General features: G+C 65.0%; 19 protein-coding genes. 8 read left to right on the forward strand and 11 right to left on the reverse strand.

The window, feature by feature from the left end; genetic code table 11:
• The first annotated feature begins 4 nt into the window (after nucleotides 1-4).
• The 4 genes from thiI to C1A13_RS02515 all read left to right on the forward strand — a co-directional run bounded on the left by thiI (nucleotide 5) and on the right by C1A13_RS02515 (nucleotide 6,875).
• On the forward strand, nucleotides 5-1,174 hold the full coding sequence (gene thiI / locus C1A13_RS02500; protein ID WP_101548760.1) for a tRNA uracil 4-sulfurtransferase ThiI: 1,170 nt from the start codon (nucleotides 5-7) through the stop codon (nucleotides 1,172-1,174).
• Nucleotides 1,175-1,207: 33 nt separating this feature from the next.
• Nucleotides 1,208-5,035, forward strand: a complete 3,828-nt coding sequence (locus C1A13_RS02505; protein WP_101548762.1) for a nicotinamide-nucleotide amidohydrolase family protein — start codon at nucleotides 1,208-1,210, stop codon at nucleotides 5,033-5,035.
• 169 nt (nucleotides 5,036-5,204) lie between these two features.
• Nucleotides 5,205-6,257, forward strand: a complete 1,053-nt coding sequence (locus C1A13_RS02510) for a class B sortase (RefSeq protein WP_101548764.1) — start codon at nucleotides 5,205-5,207, stop codon at nucleotides 6,255-6,257.
• A 57-nt stretch (nucleotides 6,258-6,314) separates the two neighbouring features.
• Nucleotides 6,315-6,875 (forward strand): serine acetyltransferase, encoded by a 561-nt coding sequence (locus tag C1A13_RS02515; RefSeq protein ID WP_207654172.1) that lies wholly within the window; start codon nucleotides 6,315-6,317, stop codon nucleotides 6,873-6,875.
• Nucleotides 6,876-6,953: 78 nt separating this feature from the next.
• On the opposite strand, the gene C1A13_RS02520 is transcribed toward C1A13_RS02515, so the two are convergent.
• On the reverse strand, nucleotides 6,954-7,286 hold the full coding sequence (locus C1A13_RS02520) for a helix-turn-helix domain-containing protein (RefSeq protein ID WP_101548766.1): 333 nt from the start codon (nucleotides 7,284-7,286) through the stop codon (nucleotides 6,954-6,956).
• Nucleotides 7,287-7,454: 168 nt separating this feature from the next.
• On the opposite strand from C1A13_RS02520, the gene C1A13_RS02525 reads away from it, so the two are divergent.
• Nucleotides 7,455-7,769, forward strand: a complete 315-nt coding sequence (locus C1A13_RS02525) for a hypothetical protein (RefSeq protein ID WP_101548768.1) — start codon at nucleotides 7,455-7,457, stop codon at nucleotides 7,767-7,769.
• Nucleotides 7,770-7,841: 72 nt separating this feature from the next.
• Here the strand turns inward: C1A13_RS02525 and C1A13_RS02530 are convergent, their stop codons facing one another.
• The 10 genes from C1A13_RS02530 to ppdK form a co-directional block, all read right to left on the reverse strand.
• Complete coding sequence (locus C1A13_RS02530; RefSeq protein WP_207654173.1) at nucleotides 7,842-8,540, reverse strand: M23 family metallopeptidase; 699 nt, start codon at nucleotides 8,538-8,540, stop codon at nucleotides 7,842-7,844.
• 1,357 nt (nucleotides 8,541-9,897) lie between these two features.
• Nucleotides 9,898-10,278, reverse strand: coding sequence for a sulfite exporter TauE/SafE family protein (locus C1A13_RS02535; RefSeq protein ID WP_172439134.1), 381 nt, complete (start codon nucleotides 10,276-10,278; stop codon nucleotides 9,898-9,900).
• Entirely contained in the window at nucleotides 10,275-10,625 is a 351-nt protein-coding gene (locus C1A13_RS02540) for a sulfite exporter TauE/SafE family protein (RefSeq protein WP_101548773.1), read from the reverse strand. Before C1A13_RS02540 ends, C1A13_RS02535 begins: the two co-directional genes overlap by 4 nt.
• 127 nt (nucleotides 10,626-10,752) lie before the next feature.
• On the reverse strand, nucleotides 10,753-11,382 hold the full coding sequence (gene upp, locus C1A13_RS02545; RefSeq protein ID WP_101548775.1) for a uracil phosphoribosyltransferase: 630 nt from the start codon (nucleotides 11,380-11,382) through the stop codon (nucleotides 10,753-10,755).
• 36 nt (nucleotides 11,383-11,418) lie between these two features.
• Entirely contained in the window at nucleotides 11,419-11,856 is a 438-nt protein-coding gene (gene rpiB, locus C1A13_RS02550) for a ribose 5-phosphate isomerase B (RefSeq protein ID WP_101548777.1), read from the reverse strand.
• On the reverse strand, nucleotides 11,853-12,569 hold the full coding sequence (gene tsaB, locus C1A13_RS02555; protein ID WP_101548779.1) for a tRNA (adenosine(37)-N6)-threonylcarbamoyltransferase complex dimerization subunit type 1 TsaB: 717 nt from the start codon (nucleotides 12,567-12,569) through the stop codon (nucleotides 11,853-11,855). The genes rpiB and tsaB overlap by 4 nt, the downstream gene beginning before the upstream one ends.
• Nucleotides 12,566-12,991 carry a tRNA (adenosine(37)-N6)-threonylcarbamoyltransferase complex ATPase subunit type 1 TsaE gene (gene tsaE / locus C1A13_RS02560; protein WP_242970800.1) on the reverse strand — a complete coding sequence of 142 codons (426 nt, stop codon included), beginning with the start codon at nucleotides 12,989-12,991 and terminating at the stop codon, nucleotides 12,566-12,568. Before tsaE ends, tsaB begins: the two co-directional genes overlap by 4 nt.
• A gap of 26 nt (nucleotides 12,992-13,017) precedes the next feature.
• Nucleotides 13,018-14,685, reverse strand: coding sequence for a formate--tetrahydrofolate ligase (locus C1A13_RS02565; protein WP_101548781.1), 1,668 nt, complete (start codon nucleotides 14,683-14,685; stop codon nucleotides 13,018-13,020).
• A gap of 63 nt (nucleotides 14,686-14,748) precedes the next feature.
• Complete coding sequence (locus C1A13_RS02570; protein ID WP_101548783.1) at nucleotides 14,749-15,888, reverse strand: FtsW/RodA/SpoVE family cell cycle protein; 1,140 nt, start codon at nucleotides 15,886-15,888, stop codon at nucleotides 14,749-14,751.
• A gap of 806 nt (nucleotides 15,889-16,694) precedes the next feature.
• The gene (gene ppdK, locus C1A13_RS02575) at nucleotides 16,695-19,322 is read right to left on the reverse strand and encodes a pyruvate, phosphate dikinase (RefSeq protein ID WP_101548785.1); all 2,628 of its coding nucleotides are present in this window, start codon (nucleotides 19,320-19,322) and stop codon (nucleotides 16,695-16,697) included.
• A 373-nt stretch (nucleotides 19,323-19,695) separates the two neighbouring features.
• Here ppdK and glmU point away from each other — a divergent pair, with 373 nt between their 5' ends.
• From glmU to pth, 3 genes are all read left to right on the forward strand, one after another.
• Nucleotides 19,696-21,090 (forward strand): bifunctional UDP-N-acetylglucosamine diphosphorylase/glucosamine-1-phosphate N-acetyltransferase GlmU, encoded by a 1,395-nt coding sequence (gene glmU, locus C1A13_RS02580; protein ID WP_242970801.1) that lies wholly within the window; start codon nucleotides 19,696-19,698, stop codon nucleotides 21,088-21,090.
• Nucleotides 21,091-21,118: 28 nt separating this feature from the next.
• Nucleotides 21,119-22,081: a ribose-phosphate diphosphokinase gene (locus C1A13_RS02585; protein ID WP_101548789.1), complete on the forward strand. Its 963-nt coding sequence runs from the start codon at nucleotides 21,119-21,121 to the stop codon at nucleotides 22,079-22,081.
• Nucleotides 22,082-22,166: 85 nt separating this feature from the next.
• Nucleotides 22,167-22,784 carry an aminoacyl-tRNA hydrolase gene (gene pth / locus C1A13_RS02590; protein WP_101548791.1) on the forward strand — a complete coding sequence of 206 codons (618 nt, stop codon included), beginning with the start codon at nucleotides 22,167-22,169 and terminating at the stop codon, nucleotides 22,782-22,784.
• Nucleotides 22,785-23,276: the final 492 nt, after the last annotated feature.

Consider the following 23,276-nt stretch of genomic DNA (forward strand, 5'->3'; position numbering starts at 1 on the left):
ACGAATGAAGGAACTGATACTGCTCAAATGCGGCGAGCTGGCGCTCAAGGGGCTCAACCGCCGCTCCTTTGAGGAAGTGCTGATGAAAAACTGCCGGCGCAGGCTGGAGACGCTCGGGAGCTTTAAGATCCGCAGCGCCCAGTCGACGATCTACGTCGAGCCGGAAAGTGAAGAGATCGATATCGACGAGGCGGTCGACCGTCTTTCGCGCGTCTTCGGCGTGGCCGCGCTCACCCGCGCGGCGATCGTCGAAAAGGACTTTGAAAAGATCCGCGCGGCGGCCCCGGGCTATCTGCGGTACGCACTCGAGGGGGCGCGGACCTTCAAGGTGGAAGCCAAGCGGTCGGACAAGACCTTCCCGATGAAGTCGCCCGAAATCTGCATGGAGATGGGGGCCGCGCTGCTCGAGGCGTACCCCCGCCTCACGGTGGACGTGCACCACCCCGACGTGACCGTCTACGTGGAGATCCGCGAGGTGGCGGCCTACCTGCACACCGACCAGCTCCACGGCGCGGGAGGGCTCCCGGTCGGCACGAGCGGGCGGGCGATGCTGCTCATTTCCGGCGGCATCGACAGCCCGGTGGCGGGCTGGATGATGGCCAAGCGCGGGCTGGAGGTCATGGCGGTGCACTTTGTGAGCCCGCCCTACACGAGCGAATTCGCGCTCGAAAAGGTGCGCACCCTCTGCAAAAAGATGTCCGCCTGGTGCGGGCGGGTGCGGCTGGCGGTCGTGCCCTTCACCGAGATCCAGGAGGCCATCCGGGACAACTGCCCCGAGGACATCTTCACCGTCGTGATGCGGCGGATGATGATGAAGATCGCCGCGCGGATCGCGCGGGAAAACGGCTGCGGCGCGCTCATCACGGGGGAGAGCCTCGCGCAGGTGGCCAGCCAGACGCTCGACGCGCTCGCCTGCACCGATGTGGCGAGCGACCTGCCGGTGCTGCGCCCGGTGATCGGCATGGACAAGGACGAGATCGTGCGGATCGCCAACAAGATCGACACGTTCGAGACCTCGATTCTGCCCTACGAGGACTGCTGCACCGTCTTCACCCCCCGGCATCCCAAGACAAAACCCCGCCTCGGCTACGTTCTGGAGGCGGAGAGCCGCCTGGACGCGGAGGCGATGCTCGCGTGTGCGACGGAAAACACGCGGATGGAAACGATCGGCTAAAACGCCGCACACCAAGAAGAAGGAGGGTTTTGCTTGATCGCTGAGATTATCGGCGTCGGCGCCGCCCTTGCCGAGGACGGCGCGCTGGCGGCAAACACCCGGTTACTCGAAAAGGAACTCGGGACCTGCGGGATCGAGGTGGGGGCTTCCGCCGCCGTGGGGACCAGCGTGCAGAGCCTGCGCGCGGCGATCGCGCGCGCGCTCGGGCGCAGCGACGTGGTCATCCTGATGGGCGGGCTCGGCCCCGGGCCGGACGGCATTGCCAAGGAGACCGTCTGCGAGGGGCTCTCCCGCCGCCTCGTCATGCACGAACCGAGCCTCAAGCGGATGAAGGAGGCCTATGAGCGCGCCGGGCGGCAGATGCCACAGCAGGTCGCCAGGCTCGCGATGATGCCCGAGCAGTCGGTGGTCTTCCCCGGCGTGCGCGGGGTCACCCCCGGCTGCGCGCTGTCGGCGGGCAACCAGTTTCTGCTGATGGTGCCCGAGGACCCGCGGGAGTTCGTCCCGATGTTCCAGCACAGCGTCATGCCCTATCTGGCGAAGTTTTCCGACGCCGCCGTCGTGACCCGCACGGTGGGCGTCTACGGCCCCGATGAAAAGGAGATGCGCGAAAAGCTCGGCCCCATCCTGCGCTCGCAGAACCCGGCCGTCGCCGTCTATCCCCGGCGGGGCGAATTCCAGGTGCGCGTCACGGCGCGCGCCGCCGACAAGGCGCAGGCCTCGGCCATCTGCGCGCCCGTCGTGAAGGAGATCGAAAAGCGCCTCGGGGAGGCGGTCTTCGGCGTCGACTGCGGGCCCCTCCCGCAGGTCGCGGCCGGACTGCTGGCCGGGGCGAAGCTCACCGTCAGCCTCGGCGAGGCGTGCACCGGCGGGTCGCTCGGGGAGCTGCTCTCCGCCGCGCCCGGCGGCGCGGGGACGGTCGCCTACGGCGTCTCCGCCTACTCCGACCGCATCAAGCAGGATTCCCTCGGCGTGTCCGCCAAGCTCCTCAAGAAATACGGCCCCGTAAGCCCGCAGACGGCCGCCGCCATGGCGCAGGGCGCGATGGAGAAGGGAAAATCCGCCCTCGGGCTCGCGGTCACCGGCAACGCCGGCGGACGCGGCGAGGACGCGAAGCGGACGGGCACCGTCCACATCGCCCTCTGCGACGCGAAGGAGGTCTGGACGAGGAGCCTTTCGCTCCCCAAGGACACCCCGCCCGAGGCGATCCGCTACGCCGCCTGCCTGGCCGCGCTCGACCTTGTGCGGCTGTACATAACCGCCCTGCCGGGAAGGCTCCCGGGCGGGGCGCCGCTGAAGGACGCGGCGGCGGGCAGGCTGCCCGCGCCGGCCGCGGCCGGCGCGAAGGGGGAGGGCCCCGGCGCGCAGAAGAAGAAACGCGGCTTTCTCGCGGCGGTCTTCCCGGCCAGAGGGGACGCCCCCGCCGACGTGGTGCGCAAGCTCATCCTCATCGTGGCGGTCTGCGTCTTCATCGGCTCGGCGGCCTACCTCGTCAGCTTCTACGGCGGCTCGGCCAAAAACCGCAGCCAGAACGAGGAGATCGCCAAGGCGTACAGCGCCGCGCTCGGCATCGAGGACGACGGCAATATCGAGGTGCCCGACGGCTATCCCGCCGGATACCAGAAGAAGTTCGCCAACCTCTACCAGATCAACGAGGACGTGGCGGGCTGGCTTTCGATCGACGGCACCCAGGTCAACTACCCGGTGGTGCACTATATCGACAACAGCTACTACCTGCGCCGCGACTTCTACCGCAAGGACAACAAATACGGCATCCCCTGGCTCGAGGCGAACGACTCGATGGAGCCGCAGAGCGACAACTACATCATCTACGGCCACAACATGACCGACGGGCAGATGTTCGGCGAGCTGATGAAGTACAAGGGCGCGAGCGGCACCAAGGATTTCGCCAACCCCACGGCGGGCATCGAGTATCTGCGGGAGCACCCGGTCATCTCGTTCGACGACGTCTACCGGGACAACGACTATAAGATCATGGCCGTCTTCATCACCAACGCCAAGGAGGCCTACGGCCCGATCTTCTATTACAACACCTACCTGGACCTCGGCGACCAAGCCACCTTCAACACCTTCGTCGACGAGATCACCAGCCGCTCCTACTACAGTTCCAACGTTGACGTCCAGTTCGGCGACAAGTTCCTCATGCTCTCCACCTGCTCCTACGAGTTCGGGCCCGTCTCGGACGACGCGCATGTGCGCACCGTCGTGGTCGGGCGCCGGGTGCGCGACGGGGAGAAGGCGGACGGCAGCGACATCACCTACAGCGTCAACCAGAACGTCAGGCTGCCTGCGGGCTTTGCGGGCGGGCAGGCGACCGCGGAGGCGGTCAAGAACGCCAAGACCGAGTCGGCGGCGGGCCTCGTGCCCGAGCTGCCGGGCGCTTCCGCGGCGGCCAGCGCCGGCGCGTCGGGCGCGGCGGGCGGTTCCTCCGCCGCGGCGTCCCCGTCCTCCTCGCAGAGCGCCGCGCAGACGGAGTACGACGATCGGGCGCTCGGTTACGCCGACGACGCGCAGTACGCGCTGAAAAAGGCCCGCGAGGCGCGCGATGAGGCGCAGAACTACCTCGACAGGGCCGGGCGCGGCTCGGCGGGCGCCTCCGAGGCGCGCGGCGCGGCGGACAAGGCGGCGCAGGCGATGGACCGCGCGAAGCAGGCCTATTACGACGCGCTCGACGCGTCCGACCTCGCGCGGGAGATCTACGAGAAGCATCCGTCCGGCGTGACCAAGCAGGCGTACCAGGACGCGCTGGCGGCGGCCAATTCGGCCAAGAAGGAATTTGAAAAGGCGGAGCAGTACGCCGACGAGGCGGAGAGCATCGCGCGCGACAAGGAGAAGGAGTCCGCCTCGTCGAGCAGCAGCACGGCGAGCACGGTGACGCCGCCCGCGTCGAGCGAGGCCGCGCCGCCCCCGGCGAGCAGTGAAACGCCGCCGCCGCCCAGCGAGCCGGAGCCGGAGCCGGAACCCGAGCCCACCCCCGAGAGCAGCCAGCCGGTCGAGGAGACGGGCGGCGGCGACGAGGGCGGCGAAGGGGAGACGCAGGTCGCGGCCGCGACGGTGCGCAGCTCCGCCAACGACAAGCTCACGATCGTGACGGGAGGCAAAAAGACGACCGGGCGCGCGACGGACATCGTCGCGCGGGTCGTCATGAACGAGATGGGCGCGGGCTTCGAGGAGGAGGCGATCAAGGCGCAGGCGGTCGCCGCCTACACCTTCATCAAGCAGCAGAACAAGAGCGGCATCACCCCCTACCTCGGCACCAAGACGCCGAGCGACGAGGTGTACGACGCGGTCGAGGAGGTCGCGGGCGAGGCGGTCTACTACAAGAACAAGCTCGCCTTCACCCCCTTCTACGCGACCTCGGCGGGCGTGACCATCGCCTCGGAGGACGTGTGGGGCGGTAGCTACCCCTACCTCGTGTCGGTCGACAGTGAGATCGACGAGATGGCCAGGAACTATGAGGTCAGCGTCAAGCTGAGCGCGGACGCCGTCGCCAAAAAGGTGAAGAGCGCCCTCAAGATCGACCTCTACGACTACAGCGACGACCCGGATGACTGGTTCGACATCGAGGATTACACCGAGGGCGGCATGTATGTCAAGTCGGTGCGGGTGGGCAGGAAGACGGTGACCGGCAGGGTCCTGCGGGAAAATGTGCTCGGCCTGCGCTCCGCCGCCTTCGAGATCGACTATTCCTCCCGCCGCGACGAGTTCACCTTCACGACCTACGGCTACGGCCACGGGGTCGGCATGAGCCAGACGGGCGCCAACCTCTACGCCGCCGAGGAGGGCTGGGACTACCTCGACATCCTGGAGCACTACTACCCCGGCACCAAGGTCAAATAGGCCGGAGACCCCGGCGGAGACGGGCCGCCTTTTCGGCGGCATCCGGGAGTTTTATAAAATTTCCTCTCCACAATCCGACGGGAATGTGCTATAATTTGAAATTGTAACTGGACTGTTTGGGGCGGCGGGGCCGCCGGGAGAATGATAAAGAGGATAAAGAGGGTTTTCTATGAATCTGCTCAAAAAGTTCCTGCGCGGGGTCTACTATTTCTGCGTGGGCGTTAAGTCGGCCGTGTGCGACTTCCTTGACTGGTACACCAACAACCGGAGCATCCCCCGCGTGCTGCGCAGCCGCGCGTCCCTCGCGGTGATCGTGCTCGCGGTGGCGGCCGGAGGCTGGGGGCTCGTCTCGGCGGTCTCCGGCATGGACCTCACCCGCAGGGAGCCCGTCTCCCCGAGCTCCTCCGCACAGGAGGAGCAGGCCTCGCAGCCGCAGCAGCCCGTCTCCGAGGCGGAGCCTGTTTCCGTGCCTGCGGAGCCGGCGGAAAGCAGCCAGCCGGAGGTGGACGCGCTCGCCGGCGCGACCCGTTACGAGCCGGTGACGGCGGTGCAGCTCTCCCGCCTGCTCAAATCCCGCGCCGAAACCTATGAGAAGGAGGAGGGCGCGACCTTCACGCCTCCCGCCGCCGGGGACATCGCCGGGTGGAAGGCGGTCAACCCCGACGTGTTCGGCTGGATCACCATCGCGAACACCAACATTAGCTACCCGCTCGTCTACAACGCGAACACCAATTTCTACACCAGCCGCGGCTACTATAAAGAGGCGAGCCGCAACGGCGTCATCTGGGCGGACGGCGACACCAAATTTGACGCGAACGGCGAGATCACCTCGCGCAACTGCGTGCTCTACGGGCACAACTGGACCAACTGCTGGCGGCCGGTGCGCATCGGCAATCCGGGCGACGTGATGTTCGCTCAGCTCGCAGCCTACGACAACGCCGAATTCGCCAAGGCGAATCCCTACATACGCGTCGCCACGCTCGGCGGCGACCACCTCTACCAGGTGTTCACCGTCTTCTACACCGACCTGAGCTTCGGCTACAACTACGCGGACGGCGCGGTCGTCAACCAGATCATCTCGACCGCCAAGGCCAAGAGCATCCACGACTTCGGCGTCACGGTCGGCCCGAACGACAAGATCATCACCCTCTCCACCTGCACGCGGGTGCTCGGCGCGGGCGACAACCAGCGGTTCGTCGTCATGGCCAAGAAGATCTCCTAGCGGACACCGGCAAAACGGCCCTCGTCTGAGGGCCGTTTTTTAAAGGAGGATATCCCTTTGAAGGACCTGATTTTTTCCATCCTGCGCCCCTTTCTCGAGGCGTATGCGATGCTGCGCTACAAGTCGATCTGGGGGCTCAAGGCGCGCCTGCAAAAGCGCCCCGGCAAGCTGATGAAGCTCACCTACGGGAACTATTTCCTGCGGCGGGGCAGCTTCGTGGGGCTCGACAGCGAATTTGGCGGGACGCCCTGCTTCCCGCACGGCGTGCAGGGGATTTTCATTTCCAACGGCGCGAAGCTCGGGCGGGACGTGGTCATCTTCCAGCAGGTGACGATCGGCTCCAACACCCTGCCCGGCAGCAAGTGCCCCGGCGCGCCCACGATCGGCGACAACGTCTATATCGGCGCGGGCGCCAAGATCGTCGGGGGGATCACCGTCGGAGACAACTGCCGGATCGGCGCCAACGCGGTGGTCTACGAGGACATGCCCGCGAATTCGGTCGCGGTCTGCGCCCCGACCCGCATCCTGCGCAAGGAGGCGCTCGACAACACCTACACCACGACGCTCGACGGGGTGGATTACTACTTCCGGGACGGAAAGCTGCACGTCGACCGCTGACGAATGAAAAAAGGCCCGCGCTCTGCGCGGGCCTTTTTCATGTCACACGTATGCGCCGCCGCGGCGGACGGCCCCGGGTCAGGCCTCCCGCTGGTCGACCAGCAGGTCGATGAAGCCGTCTACCAAGCGGCGTTCGGCGGGGGTGCAGCCCTCCAGCTTGCGCAGAATGTCGCTGTTCAGGTAGTTCTGCTCGTGCGTGCTCGTGCCGAGCAGGAGCTCGTCGGGCGTCACGCCCAGCGCGCCGCACAGCTTGACGACCGTTTCGAGGCTGGGGATCGAACGGCAGTTCTCGATGTGCGAGATGTAGTTGTTGGTGACGTCCGCGCGCTCCGCGAGCTGTTCCTGCGTCAGGCCCTTGCGGCGGCGCAGATAGGCGATCCGCCTGCCGAGCAGGCTGTAATCCATATACATATGTTTCCGCTTCCCTCCCTGCGCGCCCCGTGCACGGACGCGCCTATAATAAAAGGATAATGAAAAGCGCGGCAAAGAAAACTCACTATAAATCCTAAAGTACTTGTATTTATAATTATGATGCGTTATAATACGATTATACTTTGCGTGATTGTTGAGGTGGGGGATATGCGGAGATCCGGCCGGATCGCGGCGGGCCTGTTCCTGGCGGCGATGCTCTTCGCCGCCGGGTGCGGCGCCGCGGCCTCCGAACCCGCAGCCCCGCTTCCGCCCGCCCCGTCCGCGCCCCTTCCGGACGGGATCCCCGAGCCGGTGAGGCGCGCGCTCGCCCGCACGGAGGAACGCAGGGGGCGGACGGAGCTGATCGCCGTGAGCGTCACCCCGTCCGGGGAGGGACTGGCGGTCCTCCTCTGTGTGCGCGCCGGGGAGGGCGTCTGCGCCGACCGCTACCTCTGGCGGGACGGGCGCCTGCTGGAGGGATAAACCGACCAAAACGCGCGGCGGCCGCCGGGAAATCCCGGCGGCCGCCGCGCTGTTCTATGGGAGAATAGGAAGTCAGTCAGAAACTTTGCCCATCGTTTTGAGGGGATCGACCCACGCGCCGCCGACCTTCATCGCAAAATGGAGGTGGGGATCGAGGGAGATTTCACAGGGGATATCGCCGACCGTGCCGATCGCCTGGCCGACCTGGACGCTGTCGCCCTCCTTGACGGAGGTCTTTTTATCCAGTCCGCAGTAGATCGAGGTGATGTCGTCGTGGTGGAGGATCTCGATGGTCATGCCCATCAGCGGGTCGTCGCGCACGGCGGTCACCTTGCCGTCGCAAACCGCCTTGACCTGCGCGCCCTTGTCGGCCTTGATATCGATGCCGTCATGGGTGCGCCATTCCTTCAGCGTGGCGTTCTTGACAAGCTCACCGCCGCTGTAGGGCGCGAAGATCTCGCCCGAGATCGGCAAGACGAAGGAGGAGGGCTGCGGCTCGGGCTGCGCCTTTGCCTCTACGGAGGGCTCGTCCGGTTTGGACGCAGCCGCGGAGGAGGACGAAGGCGCTGTAGACGAGGAGGGCGAGGCCGACTTGTTGCCGTCGACGCCGACGCCGCTCTGCGCTTTTCCCGCCTCCTCCAGATCGGGGAAACCGTAGGCCGGCTCCTGTGTGCTGGATGGGGCCTGCTGTTCGATCACGCGGTCGTTATTTTGATCGATCCGCTCGATGGTTTTGTCTACCGCCACCCATGCGGCGGTACCAGCTCCCACCACACAGATCGCAAGGGCAATGTAAAAACCTTTTCCTGCCATGAATTTACTGAATTTGCTCTTTGGATTATAAGAATCATTCATTTTGTGGTTACACCTCCGGTATTATTTTGAACGCTAGGCAAGCGCTTTATACTCCGATAAAATTTTCTTTCTTTCCCGTTTGGGGAGCGGCGGCCGCCGCCCTGCGGCCAGGGGTTTTTGCGCGCCCCTCCGGGGCGCTTTGGATTTGCCTCGCTGTGCCCGGCGGGGCTTTAGATGCGCTCCTCGCCTGCGGCGAGCGCCGCAGAGCGGCGACGCGCATTCAAAGAGGGCCACAGGCGCCACTTGTCCCTTTGGGACAAATGGTGTCCCCATTCGGGCTGTCGCTTCGCGACCCCTTTGGATTCCCCGTAGGGAGTCGCCATGCGACCCGGCCCTGCGGGCCGGAACCCTGAGCGGAGCCGCCTGTGGGCGGCAAGAATGACGAGCGCGTTCCGCCGCGCACCACGGGTTCCTTTTCGGACAGACGAAAAGGAACCAAAAGTCCGCCTAAGAACCCTCCGCCTTGGGCGGCCTGCCCGGGCTGCGCCCGGAGCGCGCTACGCGCGACGGCCGATCTCCGGCCTAAGAGCCGCCTTCGGCGGTTGGCCTCCGAAACGCGGTCTGCGGACCGCAGTCGCGGGCGCTCCGCCCCGCGACCCCGGCTTGAGTCCGCTACGCGGACCCGGCCCCATGGGCCGGAACTCTAAGCGGTATCCCCCCGGGAGTACCTTGCCAGTACCCGCAGGTTACAGCCGCTCCCCACGGGTACACCAGCTGAAGGCTCAATTCAGGTTGCGGGTGCGCCCAACGACCGAAGCCGGATGGCTCGCATAACCCACGGCGGAAAACAACGCCCGTTCCGGGCGTTCGCGCGCAAAGCGCGCGTGCACGGCGAAGCCGCGCAGTTTTCCGCCTCCCCGTGGGAGATGCGAGCGAAATAAAAGCGGCCGTGCCTCCCCTGGCGCACTTCTGATTCGGTTCCGGAGACTCCCGGGCAGAGGCATTGCGCCCGCGGCGCGGCGGCGGGCGGGATGCTGAAGACTCGTTCACTCATTCGTGGACGGGGCGCCGCCGACTTTGGCCGCAGGCCAACCGGAGGCGGCGCTGGGGTCGCAGGGGCGAAGCCCCTCGTGCCCTTCTTTGGTTCCTTTCTTGGGCAAGCAAGAAAGGAACTCGCTGTCGGTCGACTACCGACAAGCTACGTCGCTCACTGAGCGGCAAGCCTAAGCCCACGCCGGGGCGGGACCCGGCAGTTCCGCCGCTCCCCGAGCGGCAAATCTAATACCGCCGTCGGTCGACTACCGACAAACTCCGCCGCTTGGGAGCGGCAAACCTAAGAATGCTCTGACTGGGAGCCGGTATCCTTCTGGAAGAGTTCGCGCACGCCGATGATGAGCAGCAGTCCGGCAAAGAGCTTGGAGAGCAGCGGCCCTCCCGCGAGGCCGCCGAGCCACACGCCGAGAAAGACGGCGGGAAGGCCCGCGAGGATGCAGACGCCGGCGGCCTTCCAGCTGATGAGGTGGTTGCGGGCGTGCAGGAGGATGGACAGCACCGCGATGGGGAGGAAGAAGATGAGGTTGATGCCCTGCGCTTCAAATTGTTCCACGCCGCCGAAAACGCGCAGGTAGAGCAGCAGCACGGCCCCGGCGCCCATGCCGAGGGAGCCGAGCAGGCCGCTGAGAAGGGAGACGACGGCGATGACGATCCAGCTCATTGCAGCAGCAGGCGCACCGCGGAATAGAGCACGATGACGCCGAAAATGCGGTGGAGCCAGACGGTTTTGATCTTGGGGAGCAGCCATGCGCCGATCCCCGCGCCCACGAGGCCGAGCGGGATGAATTTTACCGCGCTCATGACGTTGAGGTAGCCGCGCGTGAGATAGAGAACGCTGCTGGCGATCGAAAGGGGCAGAATCACGGCGATCGAGGTGGCGTGCGCGCGCTCGGCGGGCAGGCCGTCCTTGTGGAGCATCGGCACCACCACCATGCCGCCGCCCGCGCCGAAGAGCCCGTTGAGGAGCCCCGCCGCCGCGCCGGTCAGGATAAATTTCAGATTTTTCATCGTTTCCTCCCAAAACAAAAAGGCACTGTTTGGAACTAGCTTTCCAAACAGTGCCTCAAAATATGCTTTTCAAGAATATGGATTGCCCCGTCGGCGGGGGTTGGGGATCTGCCGCCCGCGAAACGATTTACTTGGTCCCGAAGATGCGGTCGCCCGCGTCGCCGAGGCCGGGAACGATGTACATGTGCTCGTTGAGGTGGTCGTCGAGCGCGCCGACGTAGATCTGCACGTCGGGGTGGGCCTTCTCCATGGCGGCGAGGCCTTCGGGCGCGGCGATGATGCACATGAACTTGATGTTGGTGCAGCCGCGCGCCTTGAGCTGGTTGATCGCGTCGACGGCGGAACCGCCGGTGGCGAGCATCGGGTCGAGCACGAGGATGTCGCGCTCCTGGATGTCGGCGGGCAGCTTGCAGTAATACTCGACAGGCATATGGGTATCAGGGTCGCGGTACATGCCGATATGGCCGACCTTTGCGGCGGGAACGAGGGAGAGCAGGCCGTCGACCATGCCGAGCCCCGCGCGCAGAATGGGGATGAAGGCGATCTTGCGGCCGGCGATCACGTTGAACTTGCCGACACAGATGGGCGTTTCGACCTCGACCTGCTTCATCGGCATGTCGCGGGTGGCCTCATAGCACATCAGCATGGCGATCTCGTTGGTCAGCTCGCGGAACTCCTTGGAACCGGTGTTCTTGTCGCGCAGGAGCGTGATCTTGTGCTGGATGAGCGGATGGTCCATAATAAACGGCTTTGACATGTTACGTCCCCCTGTCAGTAGATATGGTGTGGTGAATTACCTGCTTTCCAAAGCGGAAATCTTGTCGATGCGGCGCTGGTGGCGTCCGCCCTCGAATTCGGTGTGGAGAAAGACGTCGGCCAGCTCGATCGCAAGCCCCGGGCCGATGACCCGGCCGCCCATGCAGAGGGCGTTGGCGTCGTTGTGCATGCGGGTGAATTTCGCGCTGAAGTAGTCGGAGCAGCAGGCCGCGCGGATGCCCGGAACCTTGTTGGCCGCGATCGAGATGCCGATGCCGGTGCCGCAGAAGAGCAGCGCCCTTTCGCACTCGCCGGAGACCACCGCCTCGCAGGCGGGCGCGGCCATATCGGGATAGTCGCAGGACGCTCCGTCATAGGAGCCGAAATCCCTGTAGGCGATCCCCTGTTCGTCGAGCCAGGCGCGGACTTCCTCCTTGAGGGAGAAGCCGCCGTGGTCAGCTGCCAATGCGATCATATGCTTGAACCTTCTTTCGTCAGTTTGGCAAGGCGCTCGCGTTCCGCCTGCGGCAGGCGCAGGTATGCGGGCGCAAGGGAAGCGGGCGGCAGGACGTCTCCCCGGAGATACGCCCGTCCGGCCGCGAGCGCGGCCGACGACGCGCGCGGGAAGCGCAGCGCGGGCGAGGGAAGGGTGAGGTTTGCCACCCGATCTTTGAACATATTATAGCACATTTCCGCGCCGTCTCCAACAAGAAATACGCGCTCCCCAAACTTTTTCAGCCGCTCCTCGAGTGCGGAGAGGGAGACGGCCTCGTCGTCGGCCAGCCGCTCGGGGAAATCCCCGCCCGACCGGAAGAGCGCGGTGTAGACCTGGGAGCAGCGCGCGTCGAGCACGGGGCAGACTGCGGCGTCCATCCCCGAAAGGTTCCACGCGAGCGCCTCGAGGGTTGAGACGCCCACGCAGCCTTTGCCGAGCGCGTGGGCCATCCCCTTGACGGCGGAAAGCCCGATGCGCAGCCCGGTGAAGGAGCCCGGCCCGTCGGTGACGGCGAAGAGCCCAATCTCCGGAAGGGCGACGCGGATCTGCTCCAGCAGGTTTTCGACCATCGGCAGGATGGTCTGGGAATGGGTCAGCTTCACATTGGTGAAGAACTCCCCCAGCAGCTTCCCCTCCTCGGTGACGGCGCAGGAGGCCGACTGGGAGGAGGTGTCGATCGCCAGAATCTTCAAAACCGTTCCCCCTCGATGGTGAGTTGGCGGGTGTCGTCGTCGACCCGCTCGAGCGTCAGCGTGATCGCGCCGGCGGGCAGCGCCCCCTCGATGTTTTCGCTCCACTCGATATAGAGCACGCCGTCCTGCTCGAGATAATCGAAAAAGCCGGTGGAGTAGAGCTCGTCGAACCCGGAAACGCGATACATATCAAAATGATAGAGCGAAATATTACCATGCGTATATTCATGCACCAGCGCGAAGGTGGGGCTGGACACCTCGTCGGTGAGTCCCAGCCCGCGCGCCAGCCCCCGCGCGAAGGCGGTTTTGCCCGCGCCCATGCCGCCGCGGCAGGCGATCACATCGCCCGGGCGCAGCTTTTCGGCAAAGGCGGCGGCAAATTCCTCCGTCTCGCGGGTGGAGCGGCTCAAAAATCGTATCACAGAGGTACCTTCCTTGCCATTCAAAATCAGAAGAGGCCGGAGATATGCCCGTCGGCGTCCACGTCGATCTGGTAGGCGGCGGGCGCTTTCGGCAGGCCGGGCATCGTCATGATGTCGCCCGTGAGCGCCACGATGAAGCCCGCCCCCGCCGACAGGCGGATCTCCTTGACGTGGACCGTGAAGCCCTGCGGCCGCCCGAGCTTCGCCGGGTCGTCCGAGAGGGAATACTGCGTCTTTGCCACGCAGATGGGCAGGTCGGCCTTGCCGAGCGCCTCGATCTCCCGGATCATCTTTTCGGCCGCCGCGCTGTAGCTGACCGCCGCCGCGCCGTAGATGCGCGATGCGATCGCTTCGATCTTCTCCTTTATAGGGAGCGCGGCGTCGTAAAGCGGATGGAAATCGGACGGGTCCCCGCACGCCTCGACGACGGCGCGCGCGAGCTCCATGCCGCCCTCGCCGCCCTTCGCGAACACCTCGGAGAGCGCGAACCGGCAGCCCGCCTGTTTGCAGTAGTCCGCGAGGATGGCAAGCTCTTCACTGCTGTCCGCCGCGAAGCGGTTGATCGCCACGACGACCGGCACCCCGAATTTCTGCATGTTCTCCACATGCGCCGCGAGGTTCACGAGGCCCTTTTTGAGCGCGTCCGGGTTGGGGACGCCCGTCTCGGCCTTGGGCACGCCGCCGTTATATTTGAGGGCGCGCACCGTGGCAACGAGCACCACCGCCGACGGCGAAAGCCCCGCGTAACGGCATTTGATGTCCATGAACTTCTCCGCGCCCAGGTCGGAGCCGAAGCCCGCCTCGGTGATCGTGTAGTCGGCGAGCTTGAGGGCCAGGCGGGTCGCGCGCACCGAGTTGCAGCCGTGCGCGATGTTCGCGAACGGCCCGCCGTGCATGAGCGCGGGGGTGTTCTCGAGCGTCTGCACGAGGTTCGGCTTGAGCGCGTCCTTTAAAAGCGCCGCCATCGCGCCGTTCACCCGGAGGTCGCGCGCGTAGACAGGGGTATTACTGTAAGTATAAGCGACGAGAATATCGCCTAAACGTTTTTTGAGGTCGGTCAGGTCGGCGGCGAGGCAGAGGATCGCCATCACCTCGCTGGCGACGGTGATCATGAAGCCGTCCTCACGCGGCACGCCGTTCACCTTGCCGCCAAGCCCCACGACGACGGAGCGCAGCGCGCGGTCGTTCATGTCCATGCAGCGCTTCACGAGGATGCGGCGCGGGTCGACGCCGAGGTCGTTGCCCTGCTGGAGGTGGTTGTCGAGTACCGCGCAGAGCAGGTTATTGGCGGCGGTGATCGCGTGCATGTCGCCGGTGAAGTGCAGGTTGATGTCCTCCATCGGCACGACCTGCGAATAGCCGCCGCCCGCCGCGCCGCCCTTGATGCCGAAGACCGGCCCGAGGGAGGGCTCGCGCAGCGCGATGACCGCGTTTTTGCCGATCTTTTTCATCGCCTGGCCCAGCCCGACGGTCGTGGTGGTCTTGCCCTCGCCAGCGGGGGTGGGGTTGATGGCGGTGACAAGCACCAGCTTGCCGTCGGGACGGTCCGCCAGCCGGGCGTAGACCGATTCGGACAGCTTGGCCTTGTAGCGGCCGTAGGGCTCCAGCTCCTCCGGCAGGATCCCCAAGCGGTCGGCGATTTCATGGATGGGCAGCATGGACGCCGCCTGCGCGATCTCGATGTCAGTCTTCATGGCTACGGTCCTTTCCATACGATGTGATCCGCCGCCCGGCGGGCAGGGGGAACGCCCCCGTGATCAACGGCTGAAGAGGTTGCGGGAGGTGTGCATGTAGACCGAGAGCACAAGTCCCAGCCCCAGGTAGATGGAGAGCACCGACGATCCGCCCGCCGAGAGGAAGGGCAGCGTGATGCCGATGACGGGCAGCACCATGAGGCACATGCCCACGTTGACAAAGACCTGCGCGGAGATGAGGGTAAAGACGCCGACGCAGATGAGCCGGCCGAGGGAATCCTCCGCGCGGCGGGCGTTGTGGAGCATCTTGCAGCAGAGCGCCCCGAAGAGGGCGATGACGGCCAGGCACCCGACATAGCCGAACGATTCGCCGATGAAGGCGAGGATAAAGTCGTTGTGCACCTTGGGGACATACTGGTGGCTGACGCCGAAGAGCCCCTTGCCCCAGATCTGTCCCGAGCCGATCGCGAGCTTGGCGTTATACTGCTGGTAAAGCCCGCCGAGCAGGTCGGCGTTGGGGTCGAAGAGCGCGAGGATGCGCTGCTTCTGGTCGGGGTTTATGACATAGTTCCAGGCGAGCGGCGCGGCGGCCACCGCCGCCACCACCGCCGCGGCGACGTATTTCCAGCTGACGCCCGCAGCGAAAAGCATCCCCACAAAGATGAAGGCGATGACCAGCGCGGTGCCGTCGTCCCCCTGGAAGTGGACGATCAGGACGGGGATGGCCCCGTGCACGCAGATCGCCAGCAGGTTGACCGGGCGGTTGACCTGGTCGTGGAGCTTGTAGATGTGATAGGCGAGCGTGAGGATTAAGGAAATCTTGAGCAGCTCGGTCGGCTGGAGGGTGAGCGGCCCGAGGCGCAGCCAGGACTTATCCTCGGGGCGCGCGGCGGTGCCCTCGCCGATCAGGAAGGTGAGCAGCACGAGCCCGTACATAAGCGGGACGTGCAGCTTCCAGAGGCGGCCGAGCGTGTGGTAGTCGAAGCGGGAGATGACGACCGCCGCGGCCGCGCCGATGGCGGCGGCGCCCGCCTGCACGGCGATCTGCCGCAGGCCCACGTCGGCGGCGTTGATGGCGTTGCCCGAATCGTGAATGCCGCCGAGCAGCAGAACGCTGAAGGCGCTGAGGGCAAGGCACATCGCCCAGAGCCATTTGTCGGTCTGGCGGAGGTAGGAGGTCACAGCACGAAAAATCCGTTTCATAACACCTTTCCAGCCCTCTTGAAAGAGGGCTTCGGCGGAGAACTTTTGATGATTTGGCGCGCGCCGGGCGGCGGGCGCAATACTCCTTCTTATTATAGTAAAAAGCGGGCCGACATGCAAGGGCGGCGGAATTCAAACAAACAAAACGTTTCGCCGCCACTTGCCCTGCGGGCAAATGGTGTCCCCATTCGGGCCGTCGCTTCGCGACACCTTTTCAAAGGCGGCGGGGTCAAGGGGCGGAGCCCCTTGCCGCGCTTCGCACACCGAGCCGCAGCGAGGCGCTTCGGAGGCCAACCGCCCGAAGGGCGGCTCTTAGGCCGGAGATCAAGCGGAAGCTCTATCCTGAAAAGCGATTTTTTGGTTCTTTTTTCAAGAAAAAAAGAACGGGGCCTGCTGCAACGCAATTTAAATTTTGTGAATATACGGTATATCTATTTTCTTCATATTATCTTACGGGAGTGATAGAATGGGGTCGTCGACGGTGACGAGACTGGGAGGCCGACGTTTTAAAGTTGATCATAGAATGAATTTATGAAGGGGCCTATTTACTATGGATATGGACAACGAACATACCTGTCAGGACTGCGGCTATTACCATCAGCACTACATTTGGATGAACGGGTACCAATCCATCAATGCAGGGCACTGCATACACCCGCCGCGCGCCAAAAACTGCCGCCCGAGAATGGCGGCCTGCCCCAGATGGATTCCGCAGGACAGGGGTTACCGGGAGACTTTCCTCCCGACGGAGTAGCAAAGGCGCAAAAAAGGTCCCCCGCAAACGCGGGGGACCTTTTCAATGCTGTTTAGCGGGGGAATTTGATCGCGGCCTGCGCGGCGGCAAGGCGGGCGATCGGCACGCGGAAGGGCGAGCAGGAGACATAGTCCAGGCCGGTGCGGTGGCAGAACTCGACGGACGTCGGGTCGCCGCCGTGCTCACCGCAGATGCCCAGGTGGATGTCGGGGCGGGTCTGGCGGCCGAGCTTGACAGCCATTTCAACCAGCTTGCCGACGCCCTTCTGGTCGAGGTGGGCGAACGGATCGGACTCGTAGATCTTGTTCTCGTAGTAGTAGTCGAGGAACTTGCCCGCGTCGTCGCGGCTGAAGCCGAAGGTCATCTGGGTCAGGTCGTTGGTGCCGAAGGAGAAGAACTCGGCCTCGGTCGCGATCTCGTCGGCGGTGAGGGCCGCGCGCGGGATCTCGATCATGGTGCCGACCTCGTACTCCATCTTCACGCCGGAATCCTTGATAATCCTGTCGGCGGTGGCGACGACGACGTCCTTGACGAACTTGAGCTCCTTGACCTCGCCGACCAGCGGGATCATGATGAGCGGCTTGATGTTGTATTTGCCCTTCTTGGTGACGCTGAGGGCGGCGTTGATGACGGCGGTCGTCTGCATCTCGGCGATCTCCGGATAGGAGACGGCGAGGCGGCAGCCGCGGTGGCCCATCATCGGGTTGAACTCGTGCAGGCTCTCGATGACGGCCTTGAGCTTCTCAACGGTGATGCCCAGCTCGCCGGCGATCTCCTGGATGTCCTCCGCCTTGGTGGGCAGGAACTCGTGGAGCGGCGGGTCGAGGAAGCGGATGGTGACCGGCTGGCCCTCCATCGCCTCGTAGAGGGCCTCAAAGTCGCCCTGCTGGTAAGGCATGATCTTGGCGAGCGCCTTCTTGCGGTCCTCGGTGTTTTCGGCGACGATCATCTCGCGCATCGCCTTGATGCGCTCGCCCTCGAAGAACATGTGCTCGGTGCGGCACAGGCCGATGCCCTGCGCGCCGAAGGAGAAGCCCTGCTTGGCGTCACGCGGGGTGTCGGCATTGGTCCAGACCTGGAGCTTGCGGTATTTGTCGGCCCAGGCCATGAAGCGGCCGAAGTCGCCCGAGATGGAGGCCGCGACGGTCGGGACCGCCTGGCCGTAGATGTTGCCGGTGGAGCCGTCGATGGAGATATAGTCGCCCTCGTTGATGGTCATGCCGCCGAGGGTGAACTTCTTGGCGTCGTAATCGACCTCGATCTCGCCGCAGCCGGAGACACAGCAGGTGCCCATGCCGCGCGCGACGACGGCCGCGTGGGAGGTCATGCCGCCGCGGACGGTCAGGATGCCCTGCGCCACGGCCATGCCCTCGATGTCCTCAGGGGAGGTCTCGCGGCGGACGAGAACGACCTTTTCGCCGCGGTCGGCCCACTCCTTGGCGTCCTCGGCGGAGAAGACGACCTTGCCGCAGGCGGCGCCCGGGGAGGCCGCGAGGCCCTTGCCGATCAGCTTGGCGGTCTTGAGCGCGTCGGAATCGAACTGCGGGTGCAGCAGAGCGTCGAGCTGCTTGGGCTCCACGCGCAGGACGGCCTCCTTCTCGTCGATCATGCCCTCGTCCACGAGGTCGACCGCGACTTTGAGGGCGGCGGCGGCGGTGCGCTTGCCGTTACGGGTCTGGAGCATGTAGAGCTTGCCGTTCTCGATGGTGAACTCCATGTCCTGCATGTCCTTGTAGTGCTTCTCGAGGCGGTCGGCGATCTTTGCGAACTCGTCGTAGACCTCGGGCATATCCTCATGGAGGTGGCTGATCGGGGAGGGGGTGCGCACGCCGGCGACGACGTCCTCGCCCTGCGCGTTGATCAGGTACTCGCCGAAGAGCGCCTTCTCACCGGTGGCCGGGTTGCGGGTGAACGCAACGCCCGTGCCGGACTTGTCGCCCGAGTTGCCGAAGACCATCTGCTGGACGTTGACGGCGGTGCCCCAGTCGTAGGGGATCTCGTTCATGCGGCGGTAGACGTTGGCGCGGGGGTTGTCCCACGAACGGAAGACGGCCTTGACGGCTTCCATGAGCTGGACCTTGGGCTCCTGCGGGAACTCGACGCCCTTCTTCTCGAGGTAGAAGGCCTTGAAGCGCTTGACAAGCTCCTTCATGTCGTCGGCGGTCAGCTCGATATCCTGCTTGACGCCCTTCTCTTCCTTGACCTGGTCGATGATCTTCTCGAACTCGGGCTTGGGCAGCTCCATGACGACGTCGGAGAACATCTGGATGAAGCGGCGGTAGGAGTCATAGGCGAAGCGCGGGTTGTTGGTGAACTTCGCGAAGCCCTCGACGACGGTGTCGTTGAGGCCGAGGTTGAGGATGGTGTCCATCATGCCGGGCATCGAGGCGCGGGCGCCCGAACGGACGGAGACGAGCAGCGGGTTCTGGGGGTCCGCGAACTTTTTGCCGCAGATCTCCTCCATCTTGGCGAGGCCCTCGTAAATCTGCTTCTGGATATCGTCATTGATCTGACGGCCGTCGGTGTAGTACTGGGTGCAGGCCTCGGTCGAGACGGTGAAGCCCTGCGGAACCGGCATGCCGGCCTTGGTCATTTCGGCGAGGTTCGCGCCCTTGCCGCCGAGGAGCTCACGCATGTCCTTATTGCCCTCGGAGAACATGTAAACGAATTTTTTTCCCACTTTTTTTACCTCCATTTTGTTTGTTGACCACCGGAAAAACGGCGCTCGCTGCGGCAAGCGCCGAAACAGAGCGGTCCGCGCGGATGAAACGCACGCGGTCGGGGCGCCCGCGGCCACAGCGGGAAGCCTGTCTGCATGCATTTCATTATATCAAAGAATGTGTGTTTTTTCCAGCCCCTTTATACCGTTTTACACAAAAATTATTTCCAATATTACGACAAAATCCCCGCGCAATCTCTTGCAAACTGCTCAAAAACTTGCGATAATAAATGCATGGGAGGGCGGCGGAGCCGCCCGCGGCCCTGCAAAATACCGATGCGCAGGCGTTTTCCGGCCCCGGGCGGCCGGCGCGGCGCGGAAAGGCGGGATGGCTTTGGCCGCACAAGACAGGCGCACCTTTGCGATCATCCTTGCGGCGGGGGACGGAAAACGCATGAAATCCGACCGGCCCAAGGTGCTTTGCGAGGTGCTTTTTCAGCCGATGATCCGGTGGGTGGAAAACGCCGTGCGCGACGCCGGGATCGACGACATCACGATCGTGACGGGGGAGGGTGCAAAACTCGTTGAGGCGGCGGTTTCCCCCGGCTGCAAATTCGTCTGCCAGCGGGAGCGGCGCGGCACCGGGCACGCGGTCATGGCGGCCGCGGACGCGCTGGCCGCGGGCGGCGACGCGCTCGTGCTCTACGGGGACGCCCCCTTCATCGAAGGAGGCGCGATCACCGCTGCCCTCCGGCAGCACCGCGCCGAGCAAAACGCCGTGACCCTCGTGAGCGCGCGGCCGGCCGACCCGTTCGGCTACGGGCGGGTTTTGCGCGGTCCGGACGGCGGCGTGCGCGCCATCGTGGAGGAGCGCGACTGCGACGAGGCGACCCGCGCGATCACCGAGATCAACGCGGGCGTCTACTGGTTCGACGCGGCGTTTTTGGCCGGGGCGCTCGCAAAGCTCACCCCCCAGAACGCGCAGGGGGAATACTATCTGACCGACGTGCCGGCCATCGCGGCCGCGGAGGGCCGCCGGGTGGGGGCCTGGTTCTGCGAGGACGCGCAGATCGTCCTCGGCGCGAACGACCGCAGGCAGCTGCTCGCGCTCAACACCCTCGCGCGCGAGCGGATGCTCTTGCGCCACCTGGATAACGGCGTCGACATCCCCTGCGCCGACGGCATTCTGATCGGCGCGCAGGTCGAGATCGGCCGCGACGCGCGGATTCTGCCGGGTACCGTCCTCGAGGGGAGGACGGTGATCGGCCCGGGCTGCGTCATCGGCCCCAACTCCTACATCAAGGATTCCACCGTCGGGGCGGGCACCCGCGTGCTCGCCTCCTACCTGACCGACTCGACCGTGGGGGAGGGCACCCGCATCGGGCCGTTCACCCAGCTGCGGCCCGACAGCCACATCGGGGACGGCGTGAAGATCGGCGACTTTGTGGAAGTCAAGAATGCGACGGTCGGCGACGGGACGTCGATCGCGCACCTGACCTATATCGGCGACAGCGACGTGGGCCGGTACTGCAATTTCGGCTGCGGCGTCGTGACCGCCAACTACGACGGCAAGAAGAAGTTCCGCACCACCGTCGGCGACCGGGCCTTCATCGGCTGCAACACCAACCTGATCCCGCCGGTCCGGATCGGCGAGGGTGCGTACACCGCCGCGGGTACGACGGTGGATTCCGACGTGCCCGCCGGCGCGCTGGCGATCGGGCGGGTGCGGCAGGAGATCAAAGAGGGCTGGTCGGACGAGAAAATCGCCTTCAAGGCGGACAAAAAATAAAGGGCATAACGGGAAGGGGAACGGCGGCATGAATCTTCACGGGAAGGACATCAAAATTTTCGCTGCAAACGCGACTCCCAAGGTGGCGGCGCAGATCGCCCGCAACCTCGGGCTGCCGCTCGGCAAGAGCGAGGTCAGGCACTTTTCCGACGGGGAGATCTCGGTGAACATCGGCGAGTCGGTGCGCGGCTCCGACGTGTTCGTCGTGCAGTCGACCTGCCGGCCGGTCAACGACAACCTGATGGAGCTGCTCATCATGATCGACGCCTTCAAGCGCGCGTCGGCCGGGCGGATCACGGCGGTCGTCCCCTACTACGGCTACGCGCGCCAGGACCGCAAGGTCAAGGCGCGCGAGCCGATTTCCGCCAAGCTGTGCGCCAACCTCATCTCCGTCGCGGGCGCCGACCGGGTGCTTACGATGGACCTGCACGCCTCCCAGATCCAGGGCTTCTTCGATATCCCCGTCGACCATCTCCAGGGCGTGCCGCTGCTCGCCCCCTATTTCGGCTCCCGCTTTTCGGGGGAGCCGCGCGAGGAGATCGTCGTCGTCTCCCCCGACCTCGGCTCGGTCGGCCGCGCGCGCAAGTTCGCCGAGCGGCTCGACGTGTCGCTGGCCATCGTGGACAAACGCCGCCAGCGCGCCAACGTCTCGGAGGTCATGAACATCATCGGCGATGTGCGCGGCAAAAAGGCGATCATCGTCGACGACATGATCGACACCGCGGGCACCCTCTGCAACGGCGCGCAGGCGATCCTCGAAAAGGGCGGCGCCAGCGAGGTGTACGCCTGCGCCACCCACGGGGTACTCTCCGGGCCCGCGCTCGAGCGGATTGAACAGAGCTGCATCAAGGAGCTCGTCCTGCTTGACACCATCCCCATCCCGCCTGAAAAGATGCTCGACAAAATCACCATGCTGTCGGTCGCGCCCGTCTTCGCGGAGGCGATCGAACGCATCTACGAGGACAAGCCGGTGTCCCCCCTCTTCGTCTGACGCCGGCGCGAAATTCACAATCCAGAGACGGGGTATCCGACGATATCCCGTCCTTTTCCCGTCTGCGGGAAGAAGGAGCGGTTCCATGTTTTTGAAACGCCAGACAAAAACCCTCTCCGCCCTGCCGCGCGGCCCGGTGGAGTATCTCGTCGTCGGCCTGGGGAACCCCGGCCGCGACTATGAAAACACCCGTCACAACGCGGGCTTCCTGGCCGTCGACGCCCTCGCCGAAAAGCTGGGGGCCAAAATCGACCGACTCAAATTCAAATCCCTCTGCGGCGACGCGATGATCGGGGAGCACCGGGTGCTGCTGATGAAGCCCTCCACCTTCATGAACAACTCGGGCGAGGCGGTGCGCGACGCGATGCAGTTCCACAAGATCCCCATCGAGCAGGTGCTCGTCCTCTTCGACGACGTAAGCCTCGACGTGGGCCGCCTGCGCATCCGGCGGCAGGGCAGCGACGGCGGCCACAACGGCATCAAAAGCATCATCTATCTGACCGGGAAGGACACTTTCCCCCGCGTCAAGATCGGCGTGGGCAAAAAGCCCCGCCCCGATTACGACCTGGCCGCGTGGGTGCTCGGCAAGTTCCCCGCCGATCAGGCGGAAACGCTCGACAAGGTGTTCGATACCGCCGCCCGCGCCGCCATGCTCATCGTCGACGGCAAGATTGAGCTTGCGATGAACCGCTACAACTCTTAGGCTTTTTGGTTTGCCGCTCATTGAGCGGCGGAGTTGCCGGGTCCCGCCCCGGCAGGCGGCCCCATTTCTTGTGCGGACAAGAAATGGGGGAAAGAAGCCGCAGGGGGCTATGCCCCCTTGCCCCCCAGCGCCGCCTCCGGTTGGCCTGTGGCCAAAGTCGGCGGCGCCCTGTCACGGATGAGCGGACGAGTATACAGCATCCCGCCCGCCGCCGCGCCGCGGGCGCAATGCCTCTGCCGGCGAGTCCCCGGTACCGTACCGGAAGTGCGCCCGGGGAGGCACGGTCGCTTTTGCGTGGCGCACAGCGCCCACGGGGAGGCGGAAAACTGCGCGGCTTCGCCGCGCACGCGCGCAGAGCGCGCGAACGCCCGGAACGGGCGTTGTTTTCCGCCGGGTGGGTTTTCCCGAGCTATCCGGCTTCGGTCGTTGGGTGCGCCCGCAACCTGAATTGAGCCTTCAGCTGGTGTACCCGTGGGGAGCGGCGGTAACCTG

Origin of the sequence: Anaerotruncus massiliensis (ex Togo et al. 2026) (assembly GCF_900199635.1) — a bacterium.
GTDB classification, from domain to species: domain Bacteria; phylum Bacillota; class Clostridia; order Oscillospirales; family Ruminococcaceae; genus Anaerotruncus; species Anaerotruncus massiliensis.